Annotated in this window: 9 protein-coding genes and 4 pseudogenes; 7 read left to right on the forward strand and 6 right to left on the reverse strand. The window is 68.8% G+C overall.

Annotated elements, in window-relative coordinates; all coding sequences use genetic code 11:
- Positions 1-46 precede the first annotated feature (46 nt).
- Positions 47-994: a DUF4129 domain-containing protein gene (locus tag KI388_RS01040; protein WP_215087575.1), complete on the reverse strand. Its 948-nt coding sequence runs from the start codon at positions 992-994 to the stop codon at positions 47-49.
- Positions 995-1,071: 77 nt separating this feature from the next.
- Complete coding sequence (locus tag KI388_RS01045; RefSeq protein WP_215087576.1) at positions 1,072-2,121, reverse strand: MBL fold metallo-hydrolase; 1,050 nt, start codon at positions 2,119-2,121, stop codon at positions 1,072-1,074.
- A 93-nt stretch (positions 2,122-2,214) separates the two neighbouring features.
- On the opposite strand from KI388_RS01045, the gene KI388_RS01050 reads away from it, so the two are divergent.
- The 3 genes and pseudogenes from KI388_RS01050 to KI388_RS01060 all read left to right on the forward strand — a co-directional run bounded on the left by KI388_RS01050 (position 2,215) and on the right by KI388_RS01060 (position 6,664).
- The gene (locus KI388_RS01050) at positions 2,215-2,592 is read left to right on the forward strand and encodes a hypothetical protein (protein WP_215087577.1); all 378 of its coding nucleotides are present in this window, start codon (positions 2,215-2,217) and stop codon (positions 2,590-2,592) included.
- A 483-nt stretch (positions 2,593-3,075) separates the two neighbouring features.
- On the forward strand, positions 3,076-5,337 hold the full coding sequence (purL, locus tag KI388_RS01055) for a phosphoribosylformylglycinamidine synthase subunit PurL (RefSeq protein WP_215087578.1): 2,262 nt from the start codon (positions 3,076-3,078) through the stop codon (positions 5,335-5,337).
- Positions 5,338-5,477: 140 nt separating this feature from the next.
- Positions 5,478-6,664: pseudogene (locus tag KI388_RS01060) on the forward strand (ABC transporter ATP-binding protein).
- Positions 6,665-6,716: 52 nt separating this feature from the next.
- Here the strand turns inward: KI388_RS01060 and KI388_RS01065 are convergent.
- Entirely contained in the window at positions 6,717-6,866 is a 150-nt protein-coding gene (locus KI388_RS01065) for a hypothetical protein (RefSeq protein ID WP_215087579.1), read from the reverse strand.
- 187 nt (positions 6,867-7,053) lie between these two features.
- On the opposite strand from KI388_RS01065, the gene KI388_RS01070 reads away from it, so the two are divergent.
- Both KI388_RS01070 and KI388_RS01075 read left to right on the forward strand, forming a co-directional pair.
- Positions 7,054-7,344 (forward strand): ribbon-helix-helix domain-containing protein, encoded by a 291-nt coding sequence (locus KI388_RS01070; RefSeq protein ID WP_215087580.1) that lies wholly within the window; start codon positions 7,054-7,056, stop codon positions 7,342-7,344.
- Positions 7,331-7,567, forward strand: a complete 237-nt coding sequence (locus KI388_RS01075; protein WP_251133175.1) for a type II toxin-antitoxin system RelE/ParE family toxin — start codon at positions 7,331-7,333, stop codon at positions 7,565-7,567. Before KI388_RS01070 ends, KI388_RS01075 begins: the two co-directional genes overlap by 14 nt.
- A gap of 1,498 nt (positions 7,568-9,065) precedes the next feature.
- Here the strand turns inward: KI388_RS01075 and KI388_RS01080 are convergent.
- The 3 genes and pseudogenes from KI388_RS01080 to KI388_RS01090 all read right to left on the reverse strand — a co-directional run.
- Positions 9,066-9,399 (reverse strand): annotated as a pseudogene (locus KI388_RS01080) (hypothetical protein); the annotation flags it as partial.
- Between the two features lie 500 nt (positions 9,400-9,899).
- Positions 9,900-10,283 (reverse strand): hypothetical protein, encoded by a 384-nt coding sequence (locus KI388_RS01085; RefSeq protein ID WP_251133176.1) that lies wholly within the window; start codon positions 10,281-10,283, stop codon positions 9,900-9,902.
- A gap of 172 nt (positions 10,284-10,455) precedes the next feature.
- Positions 10,456-11,020: pseudogene (locus KI388_RS01090) on the reverse strand (hypothetical protein).
- A gap of 322 nt (positions 11,021-11,342) precedes the next feature.
- On the opposite strand from KI388_RS01090, the pseudogene KI388_RS01095 reads away from it, so the two are divergent.
- Together KI388_RS01095 and KI388_RS01100 are read left to right on the forward strand one after the other, a co-directional pair.
- Positions 11,343-12,874 (forward strand): annotated as a pseudogene (locus KI388_RS01095) (DUF1102 domain-containing protein).
- A 108-nt stretch (positions 12,875-12,982) separates the two neighbouring features.
- Positions 12,983-13,918: a hypothetical protein gene (locus KI388_RS01100; RefSeq protein ID WP_215087581.1), complete on the forward strand. Its 936-nt coding sequence runs from the start codon at positions 12,983-12,985 to the stop codon at positions 13,916-13,918.
- Positions 13,919-14,028 lie beyond the last annotated feature (110 nt).

A 14,028-nucleotide genomic window follows, 5' to 3' on the forward strand; every position in this document is an offset into this window, starting at 1 on the left:
TCACCTCCGCCGGCTCCGACGCGCCCCGTCCCGGCGGGTCCGCGGTTCACGAGTCCTCCCCGTGTCGCTCCTCGATCCGGCGCAGCGCGTCGACGGCGCGGCGCTCGCGGTCGTCGGTCGCGTCCTCGCCGCCGTACCGCACGCGCTCGAACACCTCAGTCAACGCGGTCACAGACTCCTCGTCGACCCCGGCGTCGACCGCCGCGGTCGCGAACTCGGCGGGCGTCGAGGAGGCGGGGCGGTCGACGTCGAGGACGTCCGTCATGTCGCGCCACGCGCGGTACACCTCGTTGTCGGCGTCCGACGACTCGATCCGGTCCGCGGCCTCGCCGGCCGCCCGACCGATCGCGTCCAGCTCCGGGGGGTCGTCGTCCGCCGGATCGGGGCCGCCGGTCTCGCCGTCGTCGGCCTCGTCGTCGCCGCCGGCGAGGAGGAGGACGGCGACGCTCGCGACGACCGCGGCGACGACGACGACCGCGAACAGGGCCTCCGGCGTCGACGCCGCCCCCTCGCCCCCGCCGAACCCGCCGCCGCCGCGGGCGCCCTCCGGGAACAGGCCCGTTTCGTTGCCGCCGAGGCCGAGCGACACCGAGAGGCTCCGGCCGGCCGACCCGCACGCCGACAGCACCCAGAAGAGGACGGCGACCGGGGCGCCGATCACTCCGGCGACGGCGACGCCCGCGAACGGCGACGCGGTGTCCCGGTAGGCCACCCCGGCGAGCAGCGCCATCCCGAGGAGGAGCGCGGCCACGGCGGGGGGCTCCCTCAGGGACGGGAAACAGATCCCACCGGTGGAGGGTCCGCTCGCCGCCCCCGACGAGGTGAGGACGCTCGGATCGCCGTCCGACTCCCCGACGCTCGGCGCGTCGCCGCCGCCCCCGCCGAACCCGCCGCTGCCGGTTTCGACGGCGGTGTCCAGCGTCGCGGCCGCGACGCCGAGCGCGACGAGGGCGAGGAGGGCGACGACGACGGCGGCGAGGGCGTCCCGCTTCACGTCCGCGAATACGGCGGCCGCCGTGAATAGCTTTCGGCGGCAGAGACGCAGGGGGATCGCCGGACTGCGGCTCCCGACTACCCGTCCTCGCTCCCGTCGACGAGGTCGTCGAGGGGCGTAGTCGGGAACAGCGCGTCGACGTCGGGGTCCGGGTCGACGAGGCGGTAGGCGGTCCCGTCGCGCTCGACGACGCCGGCGGCCGCGAGGTGATCGAGGTGCGAGAACGCCTCGCCGGGCCCGTGGAGGACGTGGATCCCCTCCAACGAGCCGAACAGCGCGGCCGACACCTCCCACGCGGTCGCCGGTCCCGACTCGTCGAGGACGCCGATCACCCGGCGGGTCCGGTGGCGGTGGTGGTCGAGGATCGTCGCGGCGCGGCGGCTCGGCTCGTCGATCCGCCACCGGTGGCCGGGGTGGGCGGCGTCGAACTCGCGGGCGACGATCCGCGCGAGGCTCTCGGCGTAGGCGGCGAGCGCGCCCTCGACGCGCACGTCCGCACCGCCGACGTTGGGGGTGTACTTCGGGAGCAGCGCGTCGCCGGTGAACGCCTCCTCCGTCGCGTCCGCGCCGGCGACCGGCTCGTGGTCCGGCACCGTCCGCGGGTCGAACGCGAACCCGGAGAGGCCCGCGGTGTGGCCGGGGAGGTGGAGCGCCTCCAGTTCGACGCCGCCGGCCTCAATCGCGTCGCCGTTGGTGAAGGTGGTCACGTCCGCCGGCTCCCCGGTGAGGTCCGCGCTGACCGCCGCGAAGAAGTCGGTGAGCCGCTCGCGGTCGGTCTCCGGCATCCCCCACCGCTCGAACGTCTCGCGCTGGAGGTCGCGGTCGACGAACAGGGGCGTCTCGGTCCCGTCGACGAGGCCGGCGTCCGCCTCGTGGACGTACACGTCGGCGCCCCCCTCGGCCTGAACCTCGCCCGCCAGCCCCGCGTGGTCCGGGTGCCAGTGGGTGAGGACGACGGCGTCGACGTCGGCAAACGAGTGCCCGTACCCGGCGAGGCCGTCGACCAACTCCTCGCGGACGTCCGGGAGCGCGACGCCGGTGTCGACGAGCGCGGTCGTCTCGCCGTCGAGCAGGTACACGTCGTTTTCGCCCTCGAAGACGGTGTTACCGAGCTGGATCCGTTTCACACGGACCCCTCGCCCGCCGGCCATTTCACGGTTTCCACCGCGGCGACCCCGACCGTCAGGAGGGCTTTTACTCGCGGGCCCCTCAGCGTCGGTATGGAGTATCAACCGGGCGTGTGTAACATCGGACCGACCCAACAGCGACGGCGGCTCCTCCTCGGCGTCGGCTCGCTCGCGCTCACGGCGGTCTACGTCGCGGCGGTCGTCGCGCTCGCGTGGCCGCACTGGGCGCTCCTTGTCTCGGTGTTCCCGCTGTACGGCGCCGCGATGGGCGCGTTACAGTACCGCGAGCGCTTCTGTATCGGCTTCGCCGGCATGGGCGTCTTCGACGTGGGCGGGGGGACGAACGAGATTCAAAACGAGCAGGCGCTCGCCGCCGACCGCAAGAAGGCGGTCCGGCTCAACGCGAAGGCGATGGCGATCGGCGCGGCCGGGACGGTGGTCGTCTTCGGTGCGGTGACCGTTCTCTTATAAATAGCGCCGAGTGGATCGGCGGCAGACACCGCTACAGATCCAGCTGCTCGTTTATAAATAGTCGACTGCGGATCGACGACGAACACCGCCAAAGCCCCAGCCGCTCGCTTATAACTGGTTGACCGAAATTCGGCGGCGAATACCTCCAAAGCCCCAGCCGTGAGGTGGGCACACGCTCGTTGCGCTCCTCGTCACTCGCTTCGCTCGTTCCTGCGGTGCTTACATCGCCTGTGCCCACCTCACGGCTGCCCCTTTGAGTCCCACCCGACCGCACAGCAACCGCACCTCACGCCTCCCCAGCCTCGCCGCTCACGCCCTGCGGGCGTTCGCGGCGTCCCTCGCGCGTGCGACTCGCGCCCTCCGGGCGCTCATCGGCACGCGCCACCGCACAGCACCGCGATCCGTTTGGGATCTCGATCCTCGGATACACACAAACGTGCGTATAGAAAAGCATTAGAACCGGCTCGGTAACCACGTAAGTGAATGAGTCTGTCCGATGCGGACCACGAGCTCGTGACCGCGGAGCTCGGTCGGGAGCCGACGGCGGCCGAGGCCGCGTTATTCGAGAACCTCTGGAGCGAGCACTGCGCGTACCGCTCCTCGCGACCCCTGCTGTCGGCGTTCGACAGCGAGGGCGATCAGGTCGTGGTCGGTCCCGGCGACGACGCCGCGGTCCTCGCGCTGCCGGACCCCGAGGTCGCGGACGTGCCCGCGGCCGAGCGCGACGCCGACGACTACGGCGACACCTACGTCACGTTCGGCGTCGAGAGCCACAACCACCCCTCCTTCGTCGACCCGTTCGACGGCGCGGCCACGGGCGTCGGCGGCATCGTCCGCGACACGATGAGCATGGGCGCGTACCCGATCGGCCTCCTCGACTCGCTGTACTTCGGCGGCTTCGACCGCGAGCGCTCCCGCTACCTCTTCGAGGGCGTCGTCGAGGGCATCTCCCACTACGGCAACTGCATCGGGGTCCCCACGGTCGGCGGCAGCGTCGCCTTCCACGGCGGCTACGAGGGGAACCCCCTCGTCAACGTCGCCTGCGTCGGCGTCACGAACGAGGACCGCCTCGTCACGGCCACCGCGCAGGAGCCGGGCAACAAGCTGGTCCTCGTCGGCAACGGCACCGGCCGCGACGGGCTGGGCGGCGCCTCCTTCGCCTCGGAGGACCTCGCGGAGGACGCCGAGACGGAGGACCGCCCCGCGGTTCAGGTGGGCGACCCCTACGCCGAGAAGCGGCTGATCGAGTGTAACGAGGCCTTGGTCGACGAGGACCTCGTGCTGTCCGCCCGCGACCTCGGCGCGGCCGGCCTCGGCGGCGCCTCCTCCGAACTCGTCGCGAAGGGCGGGCTGGGCGCGCGGATCGACCTCGACGCCGTCCACCAGCGCGAGCCGAACATGAACGCCACCGAGATCCTGCTCGCGGAGAGCCAAGAGCGGATGTGTTACGAGGTGGCGCCCGGCGACGTCGACCGCGTCGCGGCGCTCGCGGAGCGGTTCGACCTCGGCTGTTCGGTGATCGGCGAGGTGACCGACGGCAACTACGTCTGCGAGTTCGCAGGCGACGCGGTGCGAGACGACGACGGCGGGGAGGACGACGCGGACTCCGAGGTCGTCGTCGACGCCGACGCCGAGTTCCTCGCTGACGGCGCACCGATGAACGACCTCGCGAGCGAGCCGCCGAGCCCGCCCGAGCGCGACCTCCCCGACGACGAACCGTCCCTCGACGAGGCCGTCGACGCCGTCCTCGCGGCCCCCTCGACGGCGAGCAAGCGCTGGGTGTACCGGCAGTACGACCACGAGGTGGGGACGCGGACGGCCGTGAAGCCCGGCGACGACGCCGCGCTGCTCGCCATCCGCGAGACGGAGGGCGAGAGCGCCTCTGCCGACGGCGTCGGTCTCGCGCTCGCCTCCGGCGCGAACCCGAAGTGGACCGCGGTCGCGCCGTACGACGGCGCCCGCGCGGTCGCGCTGGAGAACGCGACGAACCTCGCCGCGACCGGCGCGGTCCCGCTCGCCGCCGTCGACTGCCTCAACGGCGGCAACCCGGAGAACCCGGACGTGTACGGCGCGTTCGAGGGGATCGTCGACGGCCTCGCGGACGCCTGCTCGGCGCTCGACGCGCCCGTCGTCGGCGGCAACGTCTCGCTGTACAACGACAGCGTCGAGGGACCGATTCCCCCGACGCCGACGCTCGCGGTGCTGGGCACGACGCGCGGGTACGACGCCCCGCCCGCCGCGCTCGACGCAGACCGCGCCGACGACTCCGAACTACTGCTCGTCGGCGCCGGCGGCGACGCGCTCGGCGGCTCGGAGTACCTCGCGCACGCCGGCGGGAGCGACCGGTTCCCGACGCTGCCCGACGACTCCGGCGCCGCCGACGACCTCGCCGGCCTCGTCGCGTCGCTCTCGGCGGCCGCGCGCCACGAGTCCACGCTGGCGGCTCACGACGTGAGCGAGGGCGGACTCGCGGTCGCGCTCGCGGAGCTAGTGACCGACGACGCCGGCGTCGACGCCACCCTCCCCGACCGCGTCGCGGCCTTCGACGAGACGCCCGGTCGGCTGCTCGTCCAGACGACCGACCCCGAGGCGCTCGCCGCCGCGACCGGCGACCTCCCCGTCTTCCGGCTGGGCGACGTGACGACCGATGGGACGCTCTCGCTCGCGGTCGGGGACGAGTCGGTCGCGCTCTCGGCCGACGCGGTCCGCGACCGCCGCGACGTGATCGACCGCGAACTGGCCTGAGCCGCCGCGACGCCCGGACCTGCGCCCCTTTGCGACCACCGATTTCGACGCCGCGAGAGCGAGCGATACGCTTTTAGGTACTCCTAAAGTATGTGGCGGCAACCGCGGGACGCCGGTCGCCCGGCGCCCGCCACTCATCGATGGCATCTACTGAACCAGTCGGGACGACGCGCTCGGTCGAGTCGGAGGACGCGACGACCGAGAAGTCGGACGGCGCGGCCGCCGGCGGTCGGACGGACACCGCTTCCGACGACGCGGCCCCCGCCGCCGCGGACCCCGTCCTGTCGCTGTCGGGGATCACGAAGGCGTTCGGTCCCGAGACCGCCGTCGAAGACGTCTCGCTCGACGTGCGCTCCGGCGAACTGCTGACGTTCCTCGGCCCCTCCGGCTGCGGCAAGACGACGACGCTCCGCACGATCGCGGGGCTGGAGGAGCCGACCGAGGGCCGGATATCGATCGACGGCGAGACCGTCGCCGGCGACGAGGCGTTCGTTCCGCCGGAGCAGCGCGACGTGGGCATCGTCTTCCAGAACTTCGCGCTCTTCCCGCATCTCACCGTCCGCGAGAACATCGCGTTCGGGCTGACCGACGCCGACGCCGCCGAGAGCGAGGCGCGCGTCGACGAACTGCTCGAACTCGTCGAGATGACCGACCACGGCGAGAAGACTCCCGACCAGCTCTCCGGCGGCCAGAAGCAGCGCGTGGCGCTCGCCCGCTCGCTCGCGCCCGAACCCGAGGTGCTCCTCTTAGACGAGCCGTTCTCGAACCTCGACGTGCGCCTCCGGGTGGAGATGCGCGAGGAGGTGCGCCGCATCCTTAAAAAGGCAGGCGTCACCGCGGTCTCGGTCACCCACGACCAGGAGGAGGCGCTTTCAATCTCCGACCGGGTCGCCGTCATGAACGACGGGACGATCGAACAGGTCGGCCGCCCGAGTCGGTGTTCGAGCGCCCCGAGTCGAAGTTCGTCGCCTCCTTCCTCGGCCGGGCGTCGTTCCTCGAAGGGGAACTCCGCGACGGGAAGGTCGACACCGGTATCGGCCGCTTCGACGCCGTGACGCTGGAGGGGTACGACACCGTCTACGACGGCGCGCCCGTCGACGTGCTCGTCCGTCCCGACGACCTGCGCGCGACGCCGGCCAGCCCCGAACTCGCGGACGGCGTCGTCACCTCGCGGCAGTACGTCGGTCCCTCGTTCGTCTACCGGGTCGAACTCGACTCCGGCGAGGCGGTCCATTGCCTCCACAACCACGTCGAAGAGTTCGACCTCGACGAGCCGGTCGCCCTCGAACTCACCGCGGACCACCCGCTCGCCTGGTACCCGCGGTAAGCGAGTCGCTGTTGGCTGATTCGGGATGATTCAAAAAGCGTCGAGCGGCGGCTCAGAAGGTCGCGAGGAACGGCACCGCGTACGCGATCAGCAGGCCGACGAGCGTGACGGCCGCGCCGATACCGACCTCGCGGCTCCCGAACTCCTGCATCGGGGCGGTCACGCGCTCGTCCGGGTCCGGCTCGTGCGAGTGGTCGTCCATGCTCGCGGATCCGGTCGGGGGATACATAAGGTCACCTGAACGGGACAGTCGTTCCGTGTCGCTGTCAGGCCGGAGAAACGCCGTTCGGAACCCGATCAGGCCCGTTAACTGGACGGATTTGACGTTGTGGACGGTCCTGGCTTCCGCTCGGGTATGATTTATACAACCGCGGACGCAACACAACGGTATGTCAGAAACGGGTACGAACGACTCCGATATCGATGATCCCGAGACGACGACGATCAACATTCGGGTCACCGAGCGTCAGTTGGCGGAGATCGACGCGGTCTGGAAGGAGGAGGGGTACACGTCTCGGAGCGAATTCCTCCGGCACGCGATCCGCGACGCGACGCATCACCCCGGCGCGTCGCGCGACATGCTGGCGAGCATCGCCGCTGAGGAGTACGCGATGCGAAAGGGTGAGAGCGAGGCCGTCTCTCGCGACGAGGTCCTCGAACTGATCGATGACGAGGAGTGACGACTGGACGTGGGAGTTCCGGCCGCCGGCCGCACGGGCGTTCGAGGGGCTCGATGCGCCGATACAGCGCCGGATCGTCTCGAAGCTCGACGACATCGTGACCGACGAGTGGCGAGACCCGCCCGAGTATATCGAACCGCTTTCGGGCGTTCCACATGGAAAAATTCGTATCGGTGACTTTCGGTTGGAGCCTCCGCGGATCGCGATCGAGGGGTCGTGGTGATCTACGACATCGAGCATCGATCGGACGCGTACCGTCCCGGCGACGACTGAGCGCCGATTCGTACTCGATGTGCGATTCACGCACGTCCGAGGAGAATCCGGCCGGAGCTGATGACGGTCCCGAGCGACCGCCCCGCTACGAGCAGGTGATCCGATGGGCCGAGTATATCAAAGCGCAGCCGCCGAGGTGTGGGGACCACAGCAGAACGCGGTCGTGAACGGGCAGATCGAGAGCGCAGGCGGTCGACGAGAGCGCCGAGGAGCAGGAGGCAATCCGGGAGTTCGCTGACACGGAGTTGTACGACACTAACGGCGATCCCGACGCCTGATCGCGCTCCATCTTGACGTTCTGTTCGCTTCTGTCGGTACAGGAGCACCGTTCAAATCCGGAGTCTATGTGGTTACCATATTCCTTACAACAGCGCTCAGAAAGTGGCGAAGAACGGAACGGTGAACGGGATCAAGGTGGACGAGCGTGACAGCCACATCAATGCCGACTCGGGGGCTCTTGAACTCCTACATCAGGGTAGTCAGGCACGCGTCCGGGTCGGGCTGCTGGAGTGACTGTACTGTCCATGTGCGGTTGTGCGGTCGCCGGGTGTAACTGCGTGAACGTATGCGTCGGCTTGTATATACTTCGTACACCCGTATCTGCTTTGTCTTTAGTTACATTCCTCAATGTACCGAGTTTGGACTGTATGACTGACACTAAAAATTGACATCGTCAAAAACTACGGAGAGCTACTGGCCCAAAATTTGTAATTAAATGGGTGCTGTCGGGTTTTAGTTTTCGAACGTTATTTCAACCGTCCCAGTTTCCCACTCGCTTCCAAGGTCGGCTCCCGTCGTGTCGATACCAACCCCAACTCCCACGTACGAACCGCTACCCGTACCGGGGAATCCCTCAGTGTAGTCTCCGTCGGGGTTGACCTCGGTTGGTCGACCCTGCTGCGGTATATCGTAGAACGAAATGTTCCGGATTATCGAGTCTACTCCAGTCGATCTCGGCCGTCACACTGTCACCGATCCGCGATCCGTACCCAAACACGTTGTCAAAGAAGTACTCGGAGTCGGTACTGAGCCCCGTCCCGTCGGAAAGGAAGCCACCACTGTCGACATCTGCATTCTAATTGAACCGTAACTCGAGTTTGCCGTTCTGCTGTTCGGCGTACTGTGAATTCTCCAAGCCTGAATCATCTGCGAGCAGCGTTGCGAACGCACTATTGTCCGAGACGACTGAAACGCTCACACCACGCGATGCGCTTGCCTGCGAGAACGCACCTGTCCCCGTTGCCGCCGCAGTTCCAGTTGCCAATGCGCCCAGCCCGACCACGAATTTGCGTCGTTCCATTGTTGGTCTACCTGTTACAGCACGCGACCCGCCTTCGGGGACACGAGACATCTCGTGTCACCCCGGGTCGCTCTACTACATCCATGGGACGTATCCCATATCGTTATGAGTCAGCAGAAGGCGTTCTGGACGGTGTTGAACACGCTTCGTCCACGTCGGTCAGCGCGGGGGTCGGTTCGACGACCCCGCGATCCTTGTTGAACTCCACGCCCCCGGCGTCGTCCATCTTCGGCAGGTGCGCTGCTGAAGGCCGTGTACACTCGCTTCCGCTCGCTGCTCGATCTCGGCGGTGTCGATACCGTTCTCCCAGGCGGCGATCTGCTCGGCCATCTCGCCAATCTCGACCGCGTCGTCCGGGTCGCGTTTCAACAGGTGGACCGCGAACCGGCGCCGCTGGTTCGCGAGAACGTCGAACAGGTCGTCCTCGGAGAGCTCCGCCGTCGGCTCTGCCCCTCCTCGTCGATCCGCTGTGCCGACGCCATTAACGTCTGACAAATATGAATACGCCAACATAAAACCACGGGTTGTGATAACTCAGCAACGTTTACATGCGTTTACGAACGACCCCCGGCCCGGACTCGAAAACCGAACTAAAGCCCCTCAAACGTCCAAATTCGCGCGTTCTGTATTCCTGACAACATATTTGATCGAGGGATTCACCCGAAAATCACATCCCGGATCACTCTGTCGGGGGGCCGATTGGCGGCCGTACACTTCCTGCTCTGTCCGGGGAACTGTACCCGATCAACGAACTCTTACGGATCGCTCTCCGCCCTGTGAAGCGTGAACGAGCGCGTGTCACCGAACAGCTGCGCGCTGACACCGCCTTCGACCCCCTCGATCGTGATTGTTACTTCGACGTCGGCGCTGCCTTCGAGCGGGAGGTACGCATCCGCGACGATCCGAACCCATTCGCCGGGTCCGAACGCGTCATCTTCGTTCGCGGCCGGGTAGTCGCCGTTCGTTGACCCGCGCTCGATCGCTACGTGATCCTCGTTGACGTCGGTGAAGTCCTCGTCGCTGAGCGTTTCGTCGGGAGCCGCTTGGCTATCGTAGCGCTCGACGGCGACGTCTCGCAGTACGTCACCCTCTCTGTCGTCGTCTTCGTACTCGTACTCGACGCGACGAGAGCGAGGTCTTGGTTGCCACCGAACTGATTCCGAACGCGAACGAGCGTGACCTGTTGACCGTATTCGACGCTTGCGCCGTCGCTCGGCGTCTCGTACCGAATGTACGCGTTCTCGTCGTCCGCCACGTTCACCTCTACCCCCCGCTCCGCCTCCATACTACTGAACGCGCCGGTCCCGACGCTCATCGCGCCGGAACTCGCGCCGCCGAGCAGAAGAATGAGGTTGCGTCGTTTCATGTGCCGTGTGGGGACCGGTGTCGTCTACTCGTCGGGACAACGCCTCGGAAGCATAAGGTTATGCGCCGCTGGAAGCCGGTATGGCGCCGCTTGAACGCCCGCGGTCGTTGCCTGAACATCGTCTGTCGACCTCCCCTCGGCCCGGTCGGCGGCTCCCGCGACGCGGGTCGCGTCACTCGCGGTCCACTTCCGGCGGCTCCTCCCCGCGCCCGACCTCCATCTCCGCGGCGTAGTACTTGTGCGCCAGCGCCGAGAAGGCGAACGCGACGACGATGGCCAGCGTCCACCCCATCTCGGGCAGGAGGGTGAAGGGCCACACCCCGAGCCACACCGCCGCGACCAGCGCGGCGGCCACCCCGGAGAGCCCGAGGTAGTACTCGCTCCACGGGATCTCTCGCCCCTCGACGACGTCGAGGTAGACGTCCACGTCGGTCAGCGCGGGGGTCGGTTCGACGACCCCGCGATCCTTGTTGAACTCCACGACCCCGGCGTCGTCCATCTTCGGCAGGTGCGACTGCTGAAGGGCCGTGTACACTCGCTTCCGCTCGCTGCTCGATATCTCGGCGGTGTCGATACCGTTCTCCCAGGCGGCGATCTGCTCGGCCATCTCGCCAATCTCGACCGCGTCGTCCGGGTCGCGTTTCAACAGGTGGACCGCGAACCGGCGCCGCTGGTTCGCGAGAACGTCGAACAGGTCGTCCTCGGAGAGCTCCGTCGATCCGCTGTGCCGACGCCATTAACGTCTGACAAATATGAATACGCCAACATAAAACCACGGGTTGTGATAACTCAGCAACGTTTACATGCGTTTACGAACGACCCCCGGCCCGGACTCGAAAACCGAACTAAAGCCCCTCAAACGTCCAAATTCGCGCGTTCTGTATTCCTGACAACATATTTGATCGAGGGGATTCACCCGAAAATATCACATCCCGGATCACTCTGTCGGGGGGCCGATTGGCGGCCGTACACCGTTCTCGGACGGCCTGACGGCTCCCTTCCGAACTTCAAGCAGCGCATAACCAAGGGCCTCCGACGGTAACGGGCGATCAGTCACGGATGTCTACCGCGCGTCGAACCCTGCTCGTCGTCCTCGTCGCCGCCGCGGGCGGTCTCGCCCTCGCCACCGGAGCGGCGGTGATCGACGGGCCGACGGACTCGCTCGCCGAGGAGCGCCTCGCGGTCCAACCCGCTGAGGGTCCGAACGGCGCGTACGCCTATTTAAATAACGACGACGAGATCGTCGTCGACGTCTCGGCGTCGAACCCCAAACTCCCGACCGACTTCGAGGGCGTCAACCCCGGAAGTCTCGCCGCGGCCGAGGGCGTCTTCACGATCACCTACACCGCCGACGAGCGCGCCCGCGTCTGGATCGAACACCCGGAGGCGAACGTCACCTTCGTCGCCGACGGCGCGTCGATCGAGGGGGAGGCGAACAACGTCACCCTCGGTCCGACGAGACGGTCGCGGTCGGCCTCGACGTGGACGCGCGCGGCGCCGTTGCGGGTACCCAACTCGGCGGCGACGACTTCGACATCCGGGCCGAGGTCGCGGAGCCGGAGTCGGTCTCGACCGCGGACGACGACGGCGGGGGCGGCGCCGCCACCGTCGTCCGGCGTCCCGCTCCCGACCGGCGGGAGTTCGAGGGGCGCGGTCTCTCCGCCGGCGGGAGCGTCACCTTCGACGCGGAACGGATGGCGATCGTCGGCGGCGACGTCACCCTCGACCGCGTGCGAATCGAGGGGACGCGCGGCGGGGACGTCGGCTTCGGGACCGTCGGCCGGCCGGACCCGTTCGCGTCGGCCGGGGAACTGAACGACTCCCGGGGCGCGGCGCCGAACGGCTACTTCGAGTTCGACCACTCGTTCACCGACGAGGCGGTCTCCCGCGTCCGGTTCTCCGTCAGCGTCGACCGCGACTACCTGAACGAGACCGGCGGGGATCCCGAGGACCTCTCGCTGTACCGCCGGGCGGCGTCGGAGCCGGACGGCTGGGAGCGGCTGGAGACGGAGCGCGTCGACCCGGCGGTCCGCCGGCTGCTGAACCTCCCGGAGGACCGAGTCCACGTCACGGCGTCGACCGACGAGTTCTCGGTGTTCGCCGTGGCGACAGAGCGGTCCCGCATCCGCGCGACGTCCGCCGCGCTCGACCGCGAGGCCGTCGACCCGGGCGAGCCGGTCGTCGTCCGCGCGACGGTCGCGAACGGGGGCGGCAGCGACGGCGCGCGCGACCTGACGCTCACCGCCGACGGCGAGGCGGTCGCGACCGAGCGGGTCGAACTCGACCCGGACGAGACCGCCGCCCTCGCGCTCGAAGCGACGTTCGACGAGCCGGGGTCGTACGACATCGCGGTCGACGCGGCTCCCGCCGGGACGCTCGTCGTCGGCGATCCGGCTGGCGACGGCGACGAGGGCGACGGCGCGTCCGTCGGGGACGGGACCGGCGGCGCGACGGCGCCCGACGACCCCGCGTCCGATCCGCCGACCGAGGAGCCGAGCGGGATCGACCCGTCGAACCTCGTCGGTCTCGCCGCGCTCGTCGCCATCGTCTTGGCGAGCGTCGCGCTCGTCCGGCGCATGCCGCGGTCGTGACGCCCGCTCGCGCCGGGTCCGGCGCCGGTCGCGCGAACAGCGCTCGACGTTATCACCGCTGGATCCCGAGACCATAGAGATTAACCGACCGTCGCGGAAGACACTCCCGTGACCGACCTCTCGTCGGAGGCCGACCGTTCGGTCCCGGACCGCGGCGGGAGCGACGGCTCCGTCCGCGACCGGGACGCGCGCGACCGGTCGGGGTACGCGGCGTTCGTCGACGAACTGGCCGCCCGCGCTCGCGTCCGCGACCTCCTCGCGCTTTTCGCCCCGCCGGTCGCCCTCCTCGCGGCGTTCGCGCTGCCGGACGCGACCCGGCGCTCGCTCGCGTTCGCCTACGCCGACCCCGACCCGCTGTCGGCGTTCACCGCCCACTACGTCCACCTCGGCGTCGACCACCTCCTCGGGAACCTCGCCGGGTACGCGCTCCTCGCCGGGGTCGGCTACGCGCTCGCGGTCCTGAGCGGGCGCCGGCGCCTCTTTTTCACCGCGTTCGCGACCTACCTCGGCGCCTTCCCGTTCGCGCTCTCTGCGCTGAACCTCGCCGTCCCGCGGGACGCGATCGGCTTCGGCTTCTCCGGGGTCAACATGGCGCTCGCCGGGCTGCTCCCGATCCTGTGGTACTGCTACGCCCGCGACCGGTTCGCGCCGGCCGCCTCGACCGCCGCCCTGCCCGCGGTCTTCTTCGCGCTCGTCGGGTGGATCGCGCTCCTGGCGCTGCCCGTCTCGACGTCGGGAGACGGGTTGGCGGGGCTGTCGATCGCCGTCGCCGGCGCGCTCCTCGCGGCGCTGTACGCGGCCAGCAGCGGGGTGCGGTTCCCGCGGCCGGTCCGGCGACACGCGAGGGCGGTCGCGTCGCGTCCCGGCTACGGGGACTTACTCGCCGTCGGCGCGGTGGTCGCGGTCGGCTACCCCGTCGTCGGCTTCCCGCCCGACCCCGCCGGCGGCGGGAGCGTCGTGAACCTCTACGTCCACCTGCTCGGGTTCTGTCTCGGGTTCATCGCCCCGTTCGCGCTGCTCGCCGGCGGCGCCTTCGACGACTAGGGCCGCCCGCAACCGTTCGGGCTCGCCTACACCCACGAACTTATTAGGACACGCCGCCCTTCAGCGATCGACGGCTACCTGACGCTCGCGCGACAGGAATTCCGGCGCGG

Source organism: Halorubrum sp. 2020YC2, assembly GCF_018623055.1.
GTDB lineage: Archaea > Halobacteriota > Halobacteria > Halobacteriales > Haloferacaceae > Halorubrum.